Source organism: Bradyrhizobium sp. BR 10289 (assembly GCF_019455385.1).
In the GTDB taxonomy this organism is placed as follows: Bacteria; Pseudomonadota; Alphaproteobacteria; order Rhizobiales; family Xanthobacteraceae; genus Bradyrhizobium.
In genome coordinates this window covers 308,641-327,355 of the sequence record NZ_JACOFR010000004.1, presented here as the reverse complement: position 1 = coordinate 327,355, position 18,715 = coordinate 308,641, and the positions used below count along the sequence as shown (strand labels likewise).

20 protein-coding genes and 1 pseudogene are annotated in these 18,715 nt (G+C 64.2%); 9 read left to right on the top strand and 12 right to left on the bottom strand.

Going from position 1 to position 18,715, the window contains the following annotated elements; translation table 11 throughout:
• Positions 1–79: 79 nt before the first annotated feature.
• The 4 genes and pseudogenes from gcl (at position 80) to HYH08_RS37775 (ending at position 4,066) form a co-directional block, all read left to right on the top strand.
• Complete coding sequence (gene gcl, locus HYH08_RS10430) at positions 80–1,870, top strand: glyoxylate carboligase (RefSeq protein WP_220009684.1); 1,791 nt, start codon at positions 80–82, stop codon at positions 1,868–1,870.
• A gap of 11 nt (positions 1,871–1,881) precedes the next feature.
• A complete protein-coding gene (gene hyi / locus HYH08_RS10425; protein WP_220009683.1) occupies positions 1,882–2,667 on the top strand; it encodes a hydroxypyruvate isomerase in 786 nt (261 codons plus the stop codon).
• Between the two features lie 13 nt (positions 2,668–2,680).
• Positions 2,681–3,567, top strand: a pseudogene (locus HYH08_RS10420) (2-hydroxy-3-oxopropionate reductase).
• Positions 3,488–4,066 (top strand): DUF1236 domain-containing protein, encoded by a 579-nt coding sequence (locus tag HYH08_RS37775; protein WP_349631411.1) that lies wholly within the window; start codon positions 3,488–3,490, stop codon positions 4,064–4,066. Before HYH08_RS10420 ends, HYH08_RS37775 begins: the two are co-directional and overlap by 80 nt.
• A 43-nt stretch (positions 4,067–4,109) precedes the next feature.
• Here HYH08_RS37775 and HYH08_RS10410 read toward each other — a convergent pair whose 3' ends face one another.
• The 3 genes from HYH08_RS10410 to HYH08_RS10400 form a co-directional block, all read right to left on the bottom strand.
• Positions 4,110–4,487, bottom strand: a complete 378-nt coding sequence (locus tag HYH08_RS10410) for a VanZ family protein (RefSeq protein WP_220009681.1) — start codon at positions 4,485–4,487, stop codon at positions 4,110–4,112.
• Between the two features lie 77 nt (positions 4,488–4,564).
• Complete coding sequence (locus tag HYH08_RS10405; RefSeq protein WP_220009680.1) at positions 4,565–5,161, bottom strand: thiamine pyrophosphate-dependent enzyme; 597 nt, start codon at positions 5,159–5,161, stop codon at positions 4,565–4,567.
• 8 nt (positions 5,162–5,169) lie between these two features.
• On the bottom strand, positions 5,170–5,730 hold the full coding sequence (locus HYH08_RS10400) for a thiamine pyrophosphate-binding protein (RefSeq protein ID WP_220009679.1): 561 nt from the start codon (positions 5,728–5,730) through the stop codon (positions 5,170–5,172).
• Between the two features lie 246 nt (positions 5,731–5,976).
• On the opposite strand from HYH08_RS10400, the gene HYH08_RS10395 reads away from it, so the two are divergent.
• Both HYH08_RS10395 and HYH08_RS10390 read left to right on the top strand, forming a co-directional pair.
• Positions 5,977–7,026 (top strand): hydroxyacid dehydrogenase, encoded by a 1,050-nt coding sequence (locus HYH08_RS10395; protein ID WP_220009678.1) that lies wholly within the window; start codon positions 5,977–5,979, stop codon positions 7,024–7,026.
• A gap of 116 nt (positions 7,027–7,142) precedes the next feature.
• Positions 7,143–7,574: a flagellar basal body rod protein FlgC gene (locus HYH08_RS10390; protein ID WP_220009677.1), complete on the top strand. Its 432-nt coding sequence runs from the start codon at positions 7,143–7,145 to the stop codon at positions 7,572–7,574.
• 22 nt (positions 7,575–7,596) lie between these two features.
• Here HYH08_RS10390 and HYH08_RS10385 read toward each other — a convergent pair whose 3' ends face one another.
• From HYH08_RS10385 to HYH08_RS10375, 3 genes are read right to left on the bottom strand one after another with little or no spacing between them, the layout of a single operon-like run.
• The gene (locus HYH08_RS10385) at positions 7,597–8,538 is read right to left on the bottom strand and encodes an ornithine cyclodeaminase family protein (protein WP_220009676.1); all 942 of its coding nucleotides are present in this window, start codon (positions 8,536–8,538) and stop codon (positions 7,597–7,599) included.
• A gap of 60 nt (positions 8,539–8,598) precedes the next feature.
• The gene (locus HYH08_RS10380) at positions 8,599–8,880 is read right to left on the bottom strand and encodes a helix-turn-helix domain-containing protein (protein ID WP_220009675.1); all 282 of its coding nucleotides are present in this window, start codon (positions 8,878–8,880) and stop codon (positions 8,599–8,601) included.
• A complete protein-coding gene (locus HYH08_RS10375) occupies positions 8,877–9,206 on the bottom strand; it encodes a type II toxin-antitoxin system RelE/ParE family toxin (protein ID WP_220009674.1) in 330 nt (109 codons plus the stop codon). Before HYH08_RS10375 ends, HYH08_RS10380 begins: the two co-directional genes overlap by 4 nt.
• A 134-nt stretch (positions 9,207–9,340) precedes the next feature.
• Between HYH08_RS10375 and HYH08_RS10370 the strand changes: the two genes are divergently transcribed.
• Positions 9,341–9,553, top strand: coding sequence for a hypothetical protein (locus HYH08_RS10370; protein ID WP_220009673.1), 213 nt, complete (start codon positions 9,341–9,343; stop codon positions 9,551–9,553).
• Positions 9,554–9,556: 3 nt separating this feature from the next.
• Here HYH08_RS10370 and HYH08_RS10365 read toward each other — a convergent pair whose 3' ends face one another.
• The 6 genes from HYH08_RS10365 to HYH08_RS10340 form a co-directional block, all read right to left on the bottom strand.
• Complete coding sequence (locus HYH08_RS10365) at positions 9,557–10,135, bottom strand: GNAT family N-acetyltransferase (RefSeq protein ID WP_220009672.1); 579 nt, start codon at positions 10,133–10,135, stop codon at positions 9,557–9,559.
• 6 nt (positions 10,136–10,141) lie between these two features.
• Entirely contained in the window at positions 10,142–12,499 is a 2,358-nt protein-coding gene (locus HYH08_RS10360; RefSeq protein WP_220009671.1) for an Orn/Lys/Arg family decarboxylase, read from the bottom strand.
• A 94-nt stretch (positions 12,500–12,593) separates the two neighbouring features.
• On the bottom strand, positions 12,594–14,798 hold the full coding sequence (locus HYH08_RS10355; protein ID WP_220009670.1) for a xanthine dehydrogenase family protein molybdopterin-binding subunit: 2,205 nt from the start codon (positions 14,796–14,798) through the stop codon (positions 12,594–12,596).
• 7 nt (positions 14,799–14,805) lie between these two features.
• Positions 14,806–15,822 carry an FAD binding domain-containing protein gene (locus tag HYH08_RS10350; protein ID WP_220009669.1) on the bottom strand — a complete coding sequence of 339 codons (1,017 nt, stop codon included), beginning with the start codon at positions 15,820–15,822 and terminating at the stop codon, positions 14,806–14,808.
• Positions 15,819–16,310, bottom strand: coding sequence for a (2Fe-2S)-binding protein (locus tag HYH08_RS10345; protein WP_220009668.1), 492 nt, complete (start codon positions 16,308–16,310; stop codon positions 15,819–15,821). The genes HYH08_RS10350 and HYH08_RS10345 overlap by 4 nt, the downstream gene beginning before the upstream one ends.
• A gap of 138 nt (positions 16,311–16,448) precedes the next feature.
• Positions 16,449–16,928, bottom strand: a complete 480-nt coding sequence (locus HYH08_RS10340; RefSeq protein ID WP_220009667.1) for an Lrp/AsnC family transcriptional regulator — start codon at positions 16,926–16,928, stop codon at positions 16,449–16,451.
• 137 nt (positions 16,929–17,065) lie between these two features.
• Here HYH08_RS10340 and ald point away from each other — a divergent pair, with 137 nt between their 5' ends.
• Positions 17,066–18,181, top strand: coding sequence for an alanine dehydrogenase (gene ald, locus HYH08_RS10335; RefSeq protein WP_220009666.1), 1,116 nt, complete (start codon positions 17,066–17,068; stop codon positions 18,179–18,181).
• Between the two features lie 246 nt (positions 18,182–18,427).
• The gene (locus tag HYH08_RS10330; RefSeq protein WP_220009665.1) at positions 18,428–18,646 is read left to right on the top strand and encodes a hypothetical protein; all 219 of its coding nucleotides are present in this window, start codon (positions 18,428–18,430) and stop codon (positions 18,644–18,646) included.
• Positions 18,647–18,715: the final 69 nt, after the last annotated feature.

Here is an 18,715-nt window from a genome sequence, read left to right as displayed (position 1 = left end):
AAAATAAAATCGATCTCGTTGAGATCGGATTCTGCACGCCTGATGATCTCGCTCGCTGACTAACCAAGCGAGGTCCGATATGGCGAAGATGCGAGCTGTCGATGCGGCCGTGCGTATCCTGGAGAAGGAAGGCGTCTCGACTGCCTTCGGCGTTCCCGGGGCCGCGATCAATCCGCTTTACTCGGCGCTGAAGAAGCGCGGCTCGATCCGCCATATCCTGGCGCGCCATGTCGAGGGCGCCTCGCACATGGCCGAGGGCTATACGCGGGCCAAGGCCGGCAATATCGGCGTCTGCATCGGCACCTCGGGTCCGGCCGGCACCGACATGATCACCGGGCTCTATTCGGCGATCGCCGATTCGATTCCGATCCTCTGCATCACCGGCCAGGCGCCACGCGCGCGGCTCTACAAGGAGGACTTCCAGGCCGTCGACATCGAGTCGATCGCAAAACCCGTGACCAAATGGGCGGTGACGGTGCGCGAGCCGGCGCTGGTGCCGCGCGTATTCAGCCAGGCCTTTCATGTGATGCGCTCGGGCCGGCCGGGCCCGGTGCTGATCGATCTGCCGCTCGACGTGCAGCTCGCCGAGATCGAGTTCGACGACGAGATCTATGAACCGCTGCCGGTCTACAAGCCTACCGCGACGCGCAGGCAGGTCGAGAAGGCCCTGGAGATGCTCAACGCCGCCGAGCGTCCGCTGATCGTTGCCGGCGGCGGCATCATCAACGCCGATGCTTCGGACCTGCTGGTCGAGTTCGCCGAGATCGCCAACGTGCCTGTCGTCCCGACGCTGATGGGGTGGGGCGCCATTCCCGACGATCACGTGCTGATGGCCGGCATGGTCGGGCTCCAGACCAGCCACCGCTACGGCAACGCCACGCTGCTGGAATCCGATTTCGTGCTCGGCATCGGCAACCGCTGGGCCAACCGCCACACCGGTTCGGTCGAGACCTACACGAAGGGCCGCACCTTCGTGCATGTCGATATCGAGCCGACCCAGATCGGCCGCGTGTTCAACCCCGATCTCGGCATCGTCTCGGACGCCAAGGCCGCGCTCGAGCTCTTCGTTGGCGTTGCCAGGGAGTGGCGACGTTCCGGCAGGCTCCGCGAACGCCAGGCGTGGCCAGCTTCCTGCCGCGACCGCAAGAAGACCATGCTGCGCAAGAGCCATTTCGACAACGTCCCGATCAAGCCGCAGCGCGTCTATGAGGAGATGAACAAGGCATTCGGCCGCGACACCACCTATGTCACGGTGATCGGTCTGTCGCAGATCGCGGGCGCCCAGTTCCTCGGCGTCTACAAGCCGCGCAACTGGATCAATGCCGGGCAGGCGGGCCCGCTCGGCTGGACATTGCCTGCTGCGCTCGGGGTGCGCGCGGCGTGTCCGGATCGCGAGATCGTCGCGCTCTCCGGCGACTACGACTTCCAGTTCCTGATCGAGGAGCTCGCGGTCGGCGCGCAGTTCAATCTGCCCTACATCCACGTCGTCGTGAACAATTCCTATCTCGGCCTGATCCGCCAGGCCCAGCGCGGTTTTGAGATGGACTATCACGTCCAGCTCTCCTTCGAGAACATCAACGCGCCCGAGATCGGCGTCTACGGTGTCGATCATGTCGCGGTCGCCGAAGGCCTCGGCTGCAAGGCGATCCGCGTCACTGATCCCAAGGACACGCAGGCCGCGTTCGCCACCGCGCGCGAATTGATGGCCAGGCATCGCGTCCCCGTGGTGGTCGAGTTCATCCTCGAGCGCGTCACCAACATCGCGATGGGGACCGAGATCGACAACATCGTCGAGTTCGAGGAGGTGCTGGATCTTCCTCTCGACGAGGTCGGGGTCAAGAAGCCCGGCGTGCTTCAGCCGGCGGAATAGGGGAGCGCACCATGCCGAAATTCGCCGCCAACCTCACCATGCTCTTCAACGAGATGCCGTTCATCGACCGCTTTGCCGCGGCGAAATCGGCGGGCTTTGCCGGGGTCGAATATCTCTTCCCCTACGACTTCGACAAGGCGCAGCTCCGCGAGCAGCTCGAATCCCATGGGCTGACCCAGGTGCTGCACAATCTGCCCGCCGGCAACTGGGCCGGCGGCGAGCGCGGCATTGCGATCCTGCCCGATCGCACCGCTGAATTTCGCGACGGCGTGTTCCGTGCCATCGATTATGCCAAGGCGCTCGATTGCGACCAGCTCAACTGCCTCGTCGGCATCGCGCCTGTCGATGCCGATCCGCGCGAGTTGCAAGAGACGCTGGTCGGCAATTTGCGCTTTGCCGCCTCGACGCTGGCGCGCGAAAACATCAAGCTGCTGGTCGAGCCGATCAACACGCTCGACATTCCCGGCTTCTACCTCAACGGCACCGAGCAGGCGGTGCAGCTGATCTCCGAGGTCCGATCGAACAATCTGTTCATCCAGTACGACATCTATCACATGCAGATCATGGAGGGCGATCTCGCCCGCACCATGCAGGAATATCTGCCAGAGATCGCCCACATCCAGCTGGCCGACAATCCCGGCCGCAACGAGCCGGGCACGGGCGAGATCAACTATCCCTTCTTGTTCCGCCATCTCGACGCGATCGGTTATCGCGGTTGGATCGGCTGCGAATACAAGCCGCGCACCACGACGCTGGAAGGCCTGTCCTGGCACGCCGCGCAGACGTTTGAGACTTGAGGAAATCAAAGACATGATCGACATCGGCTTCATCGGACTTGGCACTATGGGACGGCCGATGGCCGGCCATCTCCTTGCCGCAGGCCATCGCGTGCTCCTGCATGACGTCGCACCGGTCGCGCCCGAATTGATCTCTGCCGGCGGCATCTCCTGCAAATCGGCCAGGGAGGTCGCGGAGGAGGCGGATGCCGTCATCATCATGGTGCCGGATACGCCGCATGTGGAGGCCGTCCTGTTCGGCAAGGACGGCGTTGCGAGCGGCATCTCCAAGGGCAAGATCGTCGTCGACATGAGCTCGATCTCGCCGCTGGCGACGAAGGAATTCGCCAGGAAGATCGAAGCGCTCGGCGCGGATTATCTCGACGCGCCGGTGTCGGGCGGCGAAGTCGGTGCGAAAGCTGCGAGCCTCACCATCATGGTCGGCGGTCCCGAGCGCGCCTTCGGCACCATGAAGCCGGTCTTCGACAGGATGGGCAAGAACGTCACGCATGTCGGCGCCAACGGCGACGGCCAGACCACCAAGGTCGCCAACCAGATCATCGTCGCGCTGACGATCGAGGCGGTGAGCGAAGCACTGCTGTTCGCGTCCAAGGCCGGGGCGAATCCCGCCTTGGTGCGGAAAGCCCTGATGGGCGGATTTGCCTCCTCGCGGATTCTCGAAGTGCATGGCGAGCGCATGGTGAAGCGCAATTTCGATCCGGGTTCCGCATCGAGCTGCACCAGAAGGATCTCAACCTCGCGCTCGAAGGCGCGCGTGCGCTCGGCCTCTCATTGCCGAGCACGGCGGTGGCGCAGCAATTGTTCTCGTCCTGTGCCGCGCATGGCGGCAAGGCCTGGGATCATTCGGCGATGCTCCGTGCGCTGGAACTCATGGCGGGCCACCAGATCGCAGCGACCTGAATTGTTACGCGGTAACACTCTTCCGGGTGTGGGTGCATTTTCGCCGCAGCGGAACTGGAACAATGCTCCGGTCTCGCGGTTGAAGGCGCATCAACAAACACTGGAGAGTGTAGACATGAAGACCCGTCTTGCGATTACGTTGGCTGCCGCCTCGCTGCTGGCGTCGAGCGCAGCCTTTGCCCAGTCGACGACCGAGCAGGGCGCCCGGGACGGCGCGCGCGCGGGCGGCGACATTGGCGGCCCGATCGGCGCGATGGTCGGCGGCACCGTCGGTGCGGCGGTCGGCGCTGGATTGGAAATTCCGAATGCGGTGCTCGGCGGAATCCCGCGCGATGATTCCGTCGTGGTCCACGAGCGCGTCGTGGTCGGCGAACCGCTGCCGCCGACCGTGGTACTGCGTCCCGTGCCGAACTACACCGAATATCGCTATGCGGTCGTCAACGACCGCCGCGTGATCGTCGAGCCGCGCACCCGCCGCGTCGTCAAGATCATCGACTGATCGGCGCAAGCCTCGACTTGAGAGAGACCGGCCCTGCGGAGCGTTACTCCGCGGGGCCTTCGCTTGTAACGGCGAAGCTGGCGCGAAGCCGCGTCACGGCCCAGTCGGCGATGGCCGCGAGCGCAAAGCCGGCGCAGGCGGTGGCGGCATCGACCAGAAAATCCTCCAGCCGCGCATGCCGGCCCGGCGCCCAGAACTGCATCAGCTCGAGCACGCCGATCAGGACCACCGCGATGGCCGTCACCGCGAGGCGCCGCTGCCGGTAAGCGAGGCCGAAGGCGAGGCCAACCAGGACGAAGGCAACCGCGTGCTCGCCGTCCTGTCCGAGGTCGGAATGGGGCCGCAGGCCCGGCGGCCCCAGGGTCGCGAAGGTGACGGCGGCGGCGAGCAGCCAGGCAAAACAACGAACAAAAATCGACATCCGGTCCCGATAGCACAGAATCGCGACAGCCCGTTGCGGCGGGAGGATCAGATCGCCGTGTAGTTAATGACGAAACGTTAAAGCGGCTCGCGCACGCCAAGACCGTGCATGAAGCGTTCCCGGATCTGTACGGGATCCCTGCGGGTGGTGCCGACGCCCGGCTTGTCGTCGATCCGAACTGCGATCAGGCTGGGCTCGGCGGCGGCCATCGCCTCGTCGACCAGCCGCTCGAAATCCTCTTCGTCCGCGGCCCAGGAACTCCTGGCGAGCCCCGAAGCGGCGGCGATGCCGACGATGTCGGCGACGTGTGCTGCCGGGGTCGGCTGCGAACCGGTGATCTGGTAGATGCCGTTGTCCATCACGATCATGATCAGGTTCTTCGGCTTCAAGCTCGCAATGGTCGAGAGCGCGCCGAGCTGCATCAGCAGTGAGCCATCGCCTTCGAGCGCAAAGACGCGCCGGTCCGGTTGCGCCAGCGCCACGCCGAGCGCGATCGGGAAGGCGAGACCCATGCTGCCCAGCATGTAGAAGTTCTGCGGGCGATGGCCGGCGGCCCAGAGGTCGAAATTGGTGTTGCCGATGCCGCCGACTACGGCTTCCTCGTGCTTGAGCTTTGCGATCAGGCGCGTGGTCACGTCGAAGCGGTTCATCACCTTGGTATTGCGCGTGGTCATGGCTGATCTCACTTGTCGAAGGTCTTGCCGCCGGTCAGCAGCGGGTTGAGGATCAGCGCCACCGGCGCCTGCGTGGTCACGGCCTGCTTGACCGAGCGATCGGCGATGAATTCGAGCTCGTCGAGCCGTGTGATGGTGTGGTGCTCCAGCGCCAGCGAGTCCAGCACCGGGCGCATGGTGCGGCAGACCAGCGACTGGCCGTAATTGAACTCGCCGAGCGTGCCACGCTCGGAGACGAACATGATCAGCGGGATCTGATAGGGCACGGCGAGCGAGGCCAGCACGTTGGCGAGCGTGGCAAAGCCCGAGGTCTGCATCAGCACCGCGCCGCGCCTTCCGCCCATCCATGCACCGGAGACGATGCCGACGGCCTCCTCCTCGCGGGCGGTGGCAAAGGTGGTGAAGAAGGGATCTGCGTGCAGATTCTTGATCAGCGGCGTCAGCACGCGGTCGGGCACGTAAGGGATCAGGCTGATCTCGTTCCGCTTCAGGGTCTGCAGGACGATGCTGTGCCAGCTTGTTTCGCTGGACCCCTGTGCCGCCTGGGCCTGCTGCTCCGCAATCGCCATTGCGTTCTCCCTCGCGCCGCGCATGCTTCTTGGTTCTGGCCGTCGCGGCGATCTGACGAACTTGACGCAGGCCGCGGGATTGTCAACATGTCCGGGCCGGCACCGTGATCTGCGCCAGACGGCCTGCCGTGGCCGGCATCGCCATGCCATAAGCGGCGACAACGAGAAAGCGGGAGGGACGCATGGACGGAGCGCGGATCGCGCTGGCGCCTTGCGGGTCTCCGCGAGAGAGCCGGAAGGGTCCTGATGTCCGTGAACAGCAAGCGCGTCTTCTATGTCAAATATCTGGCCAATCCGATCTATATCGACATCCTGAAGGCGCGGCCCGACGTCCGGCTCGACCGCATCGAGAACGAGAGCTCCGAAGATTTCTACGCGCCGATCCTGAGTGCCGCCCACGTCTACCAGATCGGTGCGGCCCGCGACGAGCTGGCGCCGCATTTCCATGTCGACGCTGCGCTCCTGAAGCGTACACCGAACCTGCTGCTGGTTTCCAGCAATGGCGCGGGCTTCGACCCCGTCGATGTCGACGCCTGCACGGAGGCGGGCGTGCTGGTCGTCAACCAGTCCGGCGGCAATGCCCATTCCGTCGCCGAGCATGCGCTGGCGATGATGCTGACGCTGTCCAAGCGCATCATCCAGTCCGATCGCAAGCTGCGCCGGGATTCCAACGTCAACCGCAACGAGCTCATCGGCAACGAGATCGAGCACAAGACCGTCGGCATCATCGGCCTCGGCAATGTCGGCCGTCGCATTGCAGCGCTCTGCAAGGGCCTGTTCGGCATGAAGGTGCTGGCCTACGATCCCTACCTCACTGCCGAGGTAATGGCCGAGCGGGGCGGCGAGAAGGTCGAGCTCGACGAGCTGTTGCGCCGTGCCGATTTCGTCTCGATTTCCTGCCCGCTCGACAAGAACAGCCGCAACATGATCAGCACGCGCGAGTTCGCGCTGATGCAGCCGCACGCCTATTTCATCACCACCGCGCGCGGCTTCATCCACGACGAGGACGCGCTGCTCCAGGCGCTGCGCGACAAGCGCATTGCCGGTGCCGGCCTCGACGTCTGGTCCAAGGAGCCGCCGCCGCCCGAGCATCCGCTGCTGAAGTTCGACAACGTGCTGGCGAGCCCGCACACCGCCGGCGTCACCATCGAGGCCCGCCGGAACATGGGCCGTCTCGCCGCCGAGCAGGTGCTGGATGCGCTCGACGGCAAGCGCCCGCCGCGCATCATCAATCCCGAAGTCTGGCCGCGCTATGCCGAGCGCTTCAAGCAGGCCTTTGGTGTGACCCCGGGGTAGGGCGCGCCGAGTTCGGTCGCACGCCGGTCGTTGGTTACGAGGCTGCAAACGGAATCCGGCGTATTTTAGTGATGGCGCGAGGGAACGGGTATGACTTGTCCTGTAAATCAGGGGACATGAGCATACTTTCGATTGCGACATCCGGATTGTCCGCGGCCAGCCTGCGCGTGAGCGTGGCCGCGAGCAACATCGCCAACGCCCAGACGACCGGCCCGCTGCCGGCATCAGCCGGATCGACCAATTCGGGCATCGCTCCGACATTTCCCGCCGCTTACGTGCCACTGCGCGTCGATCAGGTCTCCCAATCGAGCGCCTCGACGCCTGGAGGTACGTTTGCGACCGTCTCGGCGGTGTCGCCGAGCTACACCGCGCAGTCCGACCCGAGCGCTCCCTTCGCAAACCAGGATGGCCTGGTCGCTGCGCCGAATGTCGATCTCGTCAGCGAATTCGCTGAGCTGGCGACCGCAAAGTACAGCTTCATTGCCAATGCGAAGGTCATTCAAGCCTACGCCGAAACGCAAGACACACTCCTCGACATCAAGACGTGATGGCCGCACTGGAGAAGGGCGGCTAACCCAGCCTTGTGCCGAGCTGCCTGAACACGGCCTCGCAGGTCATGAGGTCGAGATGGCCGCCGCCCGCGTTCTTGAAGAACGTGATGTCCGAGGGTGACGTGCGCCCCTGCACGCGACCGCTGGCGAGATCATAGTGGTCGCCGAGCACGTCTTTCTCGCTGATCGCGCCGTTCGCGATCGGTTGCAGGATGTCACCTACGCCGTGGAAGGCTGATTCCCGCATGTCGACGAACACTCGCGACATCTTCGCGGCCTCGTCATCCGCCTCGCGGGTTTGTGGCGTGTAGCCGCCGACCAGGTCCAGATGCGTGCCAGGTCGCAAATTGCGGCCCTTGATCAGCGGTTGATGCGCGCGGGTGCAGGCGGTGATCACGTCCGCCTCGCGCGTCGCCGCGTCGAGATCTGCGATCGTCTCCGCCCTGATGCCGTCCTTCGCCAGTCGCTTCGCGAGGTCATCCGCCCGGTCCGCGCTCCGATTCCAGATCAGGACCCGTTGCAGCGACGGCCGCACGGTGCGATGCCCCCGGATCAGCCATTCCGACATCTCGCCGGCACCGACGCACAGCAACGTCTCGGGATGGAGCGGGGCGAGCAGCTTCGTGCCCAGCGCGGAATCGGCCGCGGTGCGCCAATGCGTGATCTCGGTCCCGTCCATCGCCGCCAGCGGCTTGCCATTGGTGCCGTCGAACAGCACGCAGACGGCCTGCACCGCCGGCATCTTGCCTTCGGCCAGGTTGGCCGGAAAGCTGGTGAACATCTTGCTCGCCATGTAGCGGCCGCGATCGACCGCGCTGCGGATGACATATTGCGCCCCTTCGCCGCCCAGGAAGGCGTCGAGCACCTCCATCTTCGGCCGGCGGTGCGCCTCTTCCAGCGCGGCAATGAGGATCGGAAAGGTCAGAACTTTGGTGACGTCGGTATCGGAGACAAAGTGCAAGGCAAAATCCTCATGGGTAGAGGCCTCGCAGCCTCTAGCTCTGGTTCAGGGGCACATGCCCTAAGCCGCTTCTGAAACCCGAACTTCGACCTTGAGTCCAGCGGCGACTGCCATATTGACCAGGGTATCGATCCCGAACAGCTCGATCTTTCCGCGCATCAGGTCGGAGACGCGGGGCTGGGTGACACCAAACAGCTTCGCGGCCTCCGACTGATTGAGCTTCATTCCGGCGATGTGGTCGCGTAGCGCCAGCATCAGCTCGGAGCGGAGCTTCATGTTCGCGGCCTCAGCCGGCGTATCCTCGATTGCGTCCCAAACGCTGGTGAAGCGTCTCTTTGTCATCGGTTCAGTTCCCTCAGCAAGTCTCGAAAACGCAGTCGCGCGATGTCTAGATCCGCTTTGCTTGTTTTTTGGGTCTTCTTCTGAAAACAGTGTAGCACGTAGATCGCACGTTCGAACTTCGCTACATACACGACCCTGAACGCTCCGGATTCATCGCGAATCCGTATCTCCTGTACGCCCTGGCCAATGCCGCTCACCGGCTTCCAATCGTCGGGCTGACGCCCGCGCTGAACCAGGTCGAGCTCAAAACCAGCCTGCCGCCGCGCCGTACCGGGAAATTCGCGCAGATCGTCCAGTGCAGTGCCTCGAAACTCGATCGGCTTCATGGCTCGTCTATACAATATTTTGTATAGTTTTGCAATCGCGCTCGGCGTGAGTTGCCCTTGATCCGCGTCAAAATCCCCCTCCCGCTTTCCGGCAAAATGGGCCTAGAGTGCTGCCGGGGCAGCAGGGAGGTCCCATGTCTACTTATGTCGTCAGGTTCATGAAGGACGTGCTTGGCGAGTATGGCCGGCAGTGCGAGGTGTGCCAGGGTACGCTCGAGGTGGATGCCGCCGACGAGATCGAAGCCACGGAGCGGGCGAAAGCAAAATTCTGCGAGGACCAGGCGCTGCATCACTGGTCGCTGCACGCCGACCGCATCCACGTGAAGCCGGCCGATTTTCCGTCCTGAGGCTTAACGGCCGGGCGCGGCGACGGGCGGCGGGGCGGTCACGCCGGCGCCGAGCGAACGTTGCACCATGACGGTGTCCGACCATCGCCCGTGGCGATAGGCGACGCCACACAAAAGGCCGGCGCGCGCGAAGCCGAATTTTTCGTGCAGCGCCAGCGAAGGCGCGTTGTCGGCATCGATATAGCCGATCAGCTGGCGGAAGCCCGCCGCAGCGCAGGCATCGACCATGGCGCCCAGCAGGAGCCGTCCGACGCCCCGGCCGAGATGCTCGTGGTGGACGTAGATCGAATGCTTGGCCGTATAGCGATAGGCCGGACGCTTGCGGAACAGAACCGCATAGGCGTAGCCGACGACCTCGCCGCGCCAGGTTGCGACCAGATGCGGCAGGCGGGTCTGCTTCAAATTCTTGCGCCGGTCGCGAAAATCATCCGGCTCCGGCGCGCCGGTTCCCTCGACATCGCGCGGCACGCCGTTGCGGACGTGATGGCGATAGATCGCCAGCATCGCCTCGACGTCGCTCTCGCGTGAGGGGCGGATAAGAACCGGCTCGTCATCGGCCCGTGCAATCGCAGATTCGTTCATCGGCACCTACTCGGCAACGACGTAGGTATAGAGCCCGATGCGCCCCTTCGCATCGGTCTCCTTGTAGACGCCCTGGATTTCGACGTCGAAGCCCGGAAAGATGTTGAAGCAAGTCTCGAACATCTTGAGGTAATCGATCATGGGCTTGGCCCGTTCCGTCAGCCGCTCGCCGGGCACGATGGTGGCGATGCCGGGCGGATAGACCACGAACGGCGTGGTGGCGATGCGGCCGGCGATCGCCTCGATCGGGAGGTAATCGACGTCGTTCTTGAACAAATAGCGCGCGGCATCGCGCGGCGACATTGCGATCTCGGGCATGTGCTCGGGCATGAACTGCCGCGCCTGGAGCGCGCTGACGTCGGCGTCGCGGAAGAACCGATGCATTTCGCCGCAGAGGTCGCGCAGCCGCGCCCCGGCATAGCGCGCCTGCCGCCGCTGGTGGAATTCCGGGATCGCGTCCGCCAGCAGCGCATTGTCGTCGTGCAGGCGCTTGAACGCGACGAGGCCGGAGATCAGCGTGCCGGCCTTGCTCGCCTCCACACCGGGAGTGAGCAGGAACAGCAGCGAATTGAGGTCATTCTTCTCGGGGACGATGCGGTTCTCGCGCAGATATTGGGCGACGACCGGGGCGGGAATGCCGTGCTCGGCATAAGCGCCGGTGGCGCGATTGAAGCCGGGGGTGAGCAGCGTCAGCTTGTTCGGATCGGTCATGGCAAAGCCTTCCGCAAGATCGGGAAAGCCGTGCCAATTGGTATCCGGCGAGAGCTGCCACAGGGCGGGATTGGTCGCGAGCTCGTCGGTGGACAGCGTCTCCCAGGCAACGTTGTGCGCGCCGCCGGGACGACTGACGTCGGGGATCGCGACGCGATCGGGCACGAACGGCTCGAAGAACCATCGACGATCGGCGTTCTGCTCCTTCTCCTCGAACTCCCGGCGCATCGCGCGGACCTTCTTGCGCAGCTCGATGCCGAGCCGGATCGTGTCGTCCCACAGCACTTCGCCGGAGCGGCCCTTCATCATCTGCGCGCCGACGTCGAGCGAGGCGAACAGCGGATAGAACGGCGAGGTCGAGGCGTGCTGCATGAAGCTCTCGTTGAAGCGGCGGTGCTCGACGCGGCGCTTCTGGCCGCGGATGTGGCGGTCCTTGATGTGGATCTGCGAAGCCTGCGAGAAGCTCGCGAGCTGCTTGTGGGTCGACTGCGTCGCGATGATGCCAGGTGCTTCCGGGGGAAGGCTGGTGAGGCCCATGGCGAAGCGGCCGGCATAGAGCGGGTGGAATTTCATGAAGCCGGCCCAGGCCTCGTCGAACAGGATGTAGTCGCAGAGATGGCCGATGCGCTTCAAAATCATCTCGGCGCTGTGGATCGAGCCGTCATAGGTGCATTGCTCGACCACGGCGACGCGGAACGGGCGTTCCTTGCGCCAGGCGTCACGGTCTTTCACCAGCGGATGGTTACGGATCGCCTCGCGCAGCGTCTTTTCGTCGAGCACATCCCAGCGCATCGGGCCGATCAGGCCCCAGGCATTGCGGACGGTCGGCACGTAGATCGGGATGCCGCCGTTGATCATCAGCGCGCCGTGATGGGCGGCCTTGTGGTTGTTGCGGTCGAACAGCACGAGGTCGCCGTCGGTGACGAGCGCGCCGAGCGCGACCTTGTTCGAGGTCGAGGTGCCGTTGAGGACGAAATAGGTTTTTTCAGCGCCGAAAATCTGCGCGGCTTCCTTCTGCGCCTTCAGCGCCGGGCCTTCGTGGGTGAGGAGGTCGCCGAGGTCGAGCACGGAATTGTCGAGGTCGTCACGGAACACGGATTCGCCGAGATGCTCGACGAACACCCGGCCGATCGGGCTGCGATTGTAGAACACGCCGCCATTGTGGCCCGGACAGGTCCAGAGCTGGTTGCCTTCCTCGGCGTAATCGACGAGGGCGCCGAAGAACGGCGTCTTCAGCGTCTCGGCATATTGCTTGAGCCGGCTGATCAAATTCTTGGCGATGAAGGGCGGGGTCTCTTCGGAGAGGAAGACATAGCCGTCGATGAAGTCGAGCACCTCGACGGGGAGGTCCTCGAAGCGCTTGCGCCGGATCAGCAGGATGATCGGGAAGTCGAGGCCCCGGCGCCGCATCAGGTTGATCAGCGCGGAGGTCTTGCCCTCCAGGCCCTTCTTGCCCCAGTCCACCACCATGCAGCCGATCGCAGCGTCGGTCTGCACCGCCATCTCGGCATCTTCCAGCTTGCGGGCCCGGACCACCTCGAAGCCGGAGCGCTGGATCTCCTCGATGATCTGGTTGAAGCGAACGCCCTCGAGGTCGTCGGCATCGAACACAGGGGCGGCGAACAGGAAGTTGAAGCGCTTGAAATAGTCCATTGGCTGTCCCGAATATGCAGGAGCTACAGCTCTCGGCACATTCGATGACAGTTCTATGACGATGAACGCCCCTGCATGCGCTCAGATCGCGTGCTCAGTCGAGAAGCTTGTCCAGCGTGATCGGAAACCGGCGGATCCGCTTGCCCGTGGCATGATAGATAGCGTTCGCGATGGCCGCTGGCACGCCCACGACGCCGATTTCGCCGATGCCCTTGACCCCAAGCCGGTTGATGCGATCGTCCGGTTCATCGACGAAGATGACGTCGATGTCATGAATGTCGGCATTCACGGGTATATGGTACTCTGCGATGTTGGGATTCATGATCCGGCCGAAGCGGTGATCCATCACCGTCTCCTCGTGCAGGGCCATTCCGATCCCCCACACCACGCCGCCCATGATCTGGCTGCGGCCCGTTTTGGTGTTGAGGATCTTTCCTGCCGCAATAGCGCTGACCACGCGCGTGACGCGGATGACGCCGAGCTCCTCGTCGACCTTGACTTCGGCGAAGACGGCCGAATGCGTGTTGCGGGCGTGCGACTTGTCCTCGTCGAACTTGTTGAGCTTCTCCTTCTCGATTCGCCCTACGCCTGCGTGGCGCATCACATCCGCGATCGGGACAGAGCGGGCGCGCTCGCGGTCGTCGACGATGGCGCCATCGATCAGGGCCAGATCCGCGGCATCGACGCCGGTGAACGGCGAGTTGGGCATCGATTTTGCGAGGTCCGCGAGTTCGCTGCGAATGTCCTCTGCTGCGCCCAGCACCGCGTGCGCGCTCGAGGCCGCCATCCAGGAGCCTCCTTCCACCGGTGCTTGCGGCAGGGTCGAGTCGGCAAGCCTGACGCTGATGTTCTCGATCGGCAGACCGAGCGCGTCGGCAGCCACCTGTGCCACGATAGTATAGGTGCCGGTGCCGATGTCGGATGCGGCACAAGACACCTCCGCATGACCGTTGGAGGTCAGTACGATGCGGGCCGCGACCGGCATCTGGAGCGCCTCCCAGACGCCCGTGGCCATGCCCCAGCCGACCAGTTCCTTGCCGTCGTGCATCGAGCGCGGCGCGGGATTGCGCTTGCTCCAGCCGAAGGCGTCCGCACCGCTTGCATAGCATTCGCGGAGCTGCTTGCTGGTGTAGGGCAAGTCCTCGCTTTGGTCCCGGTCCGAGTAGCACTTCAACCGCAGCTCGACCGGGTCCAGCTTGAGTGCGATGGCCAGCTCGTCCATGGCGGATTCGAGGGCGCAGACGCCGGAAGCTGCTCCGGGGGCCCGCATGTCGCAGGGGGTGGAGACGTCGAGGTGCACGAGCTTGTGCGAGTAGCGGCTGTTGGCGCTCTTGTAGAGTTGTTCGGCCCAACCGGTGTCGTTGCGCGCAAAATCCTCGTAACGCGACGTGATCGCAATGGCCTCGTGGGTGACGGCATCGAGCATACCGTCTGTCTGTGCCCCGAGCGCGACACGCTCGATAGTCATCGGCCGATAGCCGAGCCCATATGTCTGCTGCCGCGTCAGCACGACGCGAACGGAACGCTTCAGCGCCAGCGCAGCAAGCGTCGCCAGCACGACCTGGTATTGCGGCCGCAGCCCGGAGCCGAAGGCGCCGCCGACATAGGGCGAAACCACGCGGATGTCCTCAGCCTTTTTATCGAACACAGCGCACAGGAACTTGTGGACGTTCTGAACGCCTTGCGTCTTGTCGTAGACGGTGAGCCGGCCGTCGTGGTCCCAGACCGCCGTCGTCGCGAAGAGCTCCATGGGATTGTGATGCTCTGTCGGAATAACGTAGTCCGCTTCGTGGCGCACTGCGGCTCCGTCAAGAGCTCTCGCGGCGTCGCCGCGTGGCTCGTGTGGTTTGTCCAGCTCAGTCGCGCTGCCGCGTTCGGCTTCGAGATCCGTGGCAAACGCCTGCTGCTCGTATTCGACATCCACAAGCGTTGCCGCGAATTTTGCGGTTTCCCAGTCCTCCGCAACGACCAACGCGATCGGCTGGCCATTGAACTTGACGCGGTCGTCGTAAAGCGGACGGAAGGGCGAGCCGTCCTCGGGCGCGACCTCGTCCTTCCAGGCCTCATCCTTGTCGGCGAGCGGCGGGCGGTTCGCGTGCGTGAGCACGTCGAGCACGCCCTTCACCTTGAGGGCCTCGGTGGGATCGAGGCGGGCAATGCGCCCGCAGGGAATGGTGGCTTCGACGACAAAGCCATGGACGAGCCTGTCGGCCGGGAATTCGCCGGCATATTTGGCGGTCCCGGTGACCTTGGCTCGGCCGTCGACGCGGGACGTTGGCGTTCCGACATAGGCGTTCATGGGGCCCTCACGCGATCTTCTTGTGAGCCTGCGATTGCGGCGTTGTGCTCGCGGCCTGGATCAGCGTCCGCACGATGGCGCGCCGCGCGAGCTCGATCTTGAAGCCGTTGTGTCCATGGGCTTTCGCGCCCTGCAACAGCAGATCCGCAGCGTGTGAAAAATGATCCGCCGTTGCCGCTTGGCCGCGCAACGCCGCTTCGGCTTCAAGGCTGCGCCAAGGCTTGTGAGCCACGCCGCCGAGCGCGACCCGAGCCTCGCCGATGGCGTTGCCCTCGAGCTCGAGCGCAGCCGCAACGGAGACCAGAGCGAAAGCATATGACAGTCGGTCGCGCACTTTCAGATAACTGTAGTTGCGGGAAAAGCCGCGCGGCGGCAGCTCGATCGTGGTGATGATCTCGCCGGCGCCGAGATTGGTATCGATATGAGGCGTCTCGCCCGGCAATCGGTGGAAATCCGTCAGCGCGACGCGGCGCTCGCCTGTGGGCCCTGCAATGTTCACGAGCGCACCGAGAGCGGCCAGCGCCACGCTCATGTCGGACGGATTGGTCGCGATGCAAGACGGGCTCGTGCCGAGGATCGCGTGGTTGCGGTTGAGGCCATCGATCGCCGAGCAGCCGCTGCCGGGAGTTCGCTTGTTGCAAGGCGTCGTCGTGTCGTAGAAATAGGCGCAACGTGTCCTTTGCATCAGATTGCCGCCGACCGAGGCCATGTTGCGCAATTGTGCGGAGGCGCCGGCCAAAATGGCGCTAGCGAGCAGGGGATAGCGCTGCTCGACATGCGGATGGTAGGCAAGGTCCGAATTCGGCACCAAGGCGCCGATGCGCAGACCGCCGTCGGCGGTCTCTTCAATCTTGTCAAGCGGCAGGCGGGAAATGTCGATCAGCCGCGAGGGCCGTTCGACATTCTCTTTCATCAAGTCAATCAGATTGGTGCCGCCCGCAATCAGCTTGGCATCGGGATCGATGGCAAGCAGGCCGATGGCATGGTCGAGGTCGGTGGCGCGCGAATACTGAAAGTTGTTCATGACTGGCCCATGGCCTGCCGGATGGCGGCGACGATGTTCGGATAGGCGCCGCAGCGGCAGAGATTTCCGCTCATCAGCTCCCGGATCTCGTCGGCATCCTTGGCTCGCCCTTCGGCCAGAAGGCCCGCTGCCGAGCAAATCTGTCCCGGGGTACAATAACCGCACTGGAAAGCGTCGTGGTCGATGAAGGCCTGTTGGAGCGGGTGTAGGGCGCCATCTCTGGCCAGGCCTTCAATGGTGGTGATTTCCGCGCCATCCTTCATGACCGCAAGCGTCAGGCAGGAATTGACCCGCCGGCCGTCGACAAGCACGGTGCAAGCGCCGCACTGGCCATGATCGCAGCCTTTCTTGGTGCCGGTCAGCCCGAGACGGTCCCGCAAGGCGTCCAGAACTGTGGTCCAGGGCACGATGTCGAGCGTGTGCCTGACGCCATTCACGACGAGATTAATCGGAACGCGTTCCGCGATCTGATGTGCGACATCGACCATGTTTCTGTTCCCTGCGACGGAGACCGAGCTGACAAACGAGCGTGCTGACGCGGGGGCGCGGCACCTCTGCTGACCAACTGCGCCCAACGGGCGGCTGTCGGCTTGGTTCCAAAGTCGATTATTCTGGCCAGAACGCAATCAGCGCTTGGTCTCGCCGAACACCACGGTCGGCACCGCGCGGTTGACGACCTCGCGCAAGGCAAAACTCGATTGCACCCGCGCGACGCGCGGCAGGCGCGACAGCTCGGTGCGGTGGATGCGCTCGAAATCCTGGATGTCGCGGGCGAGCACGATCAGGATGTAGTCGTCGGTCCCCGACATCAGGAAGCAGCGCACGACGGAAGGGCATTTCACCACCTCCGCCTCGAACGCTTTCAGCGCCTCCTCGCTCTGGCTCTCCAGGGCAATGCGCACCAGCACTGTCGTGGTGAGGCCGAATTGCTTGAGGTCGAGCGCGGCCTGATAAGCCTGGATGTAGCCGTCGTCCTCCAGCGTCTTCTGCCGCCGGGCCAGCGCGGTGCTGGATAGCCCCACCTTGTTGGCAAGCTCGGTGTGGCTGGCGCGCGCATTGGTGGTGAGTTCCGCGAGGATGGCGAGATCTTTCCGGTCGAGGGCCAATGTTTTGTTTCCAGCGTGAAATGGCATTTGCACGCCGGAAACCGGCGTCCGCATGGGGAAACTAGCGGATATTTGCACGAAACCAAACCGGCGGCCTCGCTACGATCGGCAGCGGAATCAATGCGAAGGAGCGGACAATGCGTGTCGGTGTGCCCAAGGAGATCAAGGTGCAGGAATATCGCGTCGGGCTCACCCCGGGCGCGGTCCGCGAATATGTCGCGGCCGGGCACCAGGTGACGGTCGAGACCGGCGCCGGCAGCGGCATCGGCGCGTCCGATGAGGTGTACCGGCGGGCAGGGGCCTCCATCGTAGAGAGCGCGCGCGACATCTTTACGAAGTCCGATATCATCGTGAAGGTGAAGGAGCCGCAAAAGGGCGAGTGGGCCCAGCTTCGCGAAAGCCAGATCCTGTTTACTTACCTGCATCTTGCGCCGGACCCCGAACAAGCCAAGGGCCTGCTCGCGTCCGGCTGTACGGCGATCGCCTATGAAACCGTCACCGACGCGGCTGGCCACCTCCCCCTGCTCGCGCCGATGAGCGAAGTCGCCGGCCGCCTCGCCATCGAGGCAGCCGGCGCCGCGCTCAAGCGATCGGCCGGCGGTCGCGGGTTGTTGCTCGGCGGCGTCCCCGGCGTGCAGCCGGCGCGGGTCGTCGTGCTCGGCGGCGGCGTGGTGGGAACGCAGGCCGCGCGCATGGCTGCGGGGCTTGGCGCCGAAGTCACCGTGATCGACCGCTCGATCCCGCGCTTGCGCGAGCTCGACGATCTCTTTGCTGGACGCGTCCGCACCCGCTTCTCGACCATCGAGTCCGTCGAAGAGGAAGTCTTTTCCGCCGACGTCGTGATCGGCGCGGTGCTGGTGCCGGGCGCCAGCGCGCCAAAGCTCGTGACGCGCACCATGCTCAAATCGATGCGGCCGGGCGCCGTGCTGGTCGACGTCGCCATCGACCAGGGCGGCTGCTTCGAGACCTCGCATCCGACCACGCATGCAGAGCCCACTTACGAGGTCGACGGCATCGTCCATTATTGCGTCGCCAACATGCCCGGGGCGGTGCCGGTGACGTCGAGCCAGGCGCTGAACAACGCAACGCTTCCGTTCGGCCTGATGCTCGCGAGCAGGGGCTTTGCGGCCGTGCTGGAGAATCCGCATTTGCGCAACGGCCTCAACGTCCATCGCGGCCGCGTCACCAACAAGGCGGTGGCGGAGAGCCTCGGGCTGGAGTTTGCGCCCGTGGGGAACGGCCTGGCGGCGTAGCTTTCTTCGACAAGGGCCACATCGGCTATGCCGCGGGAATCGGCGCGCTGAGGCCCAACGACGCCATTATCTGCCCCTCAAGGTCGGTCCACCGGTGGCCGAATAGGCCGAAAGAAGAAAACTATTGCCCCGGGGGCGTCCTGCGGAAGGAGTTTCCCTGCGGGGGAGCAAAAACGCCAATCGCTTCCATTGCCGTTTTGGGCCGAAACGACGACATTCCCATCACGATTTGATGGATTGACGGCCATGGAACGCACTGGATTCGAACCCTTCGGCGAGCAGCTGGTGTCCGCAAAGTACAGCCAGCCGAAGTCGCGTGCCTCGAAGCTCCTGCTGCGGGCCGGCACCACGGTGTTCTGGTCGCTGGTGGCAGGAATCGTGCTCGCCCGTGCCGCGTTCTTCGAGCCGGGCACCTACGACGGCTTCAGCCGCGTCGCCTCGCTGGCCAAGAGCCTGATCTTCTGATCCAGCTTATTCCGGGCTGAGGAGAGAATTTCTCTCGGCCCTGATATGCCGAAAACTTGTTCCCCAATC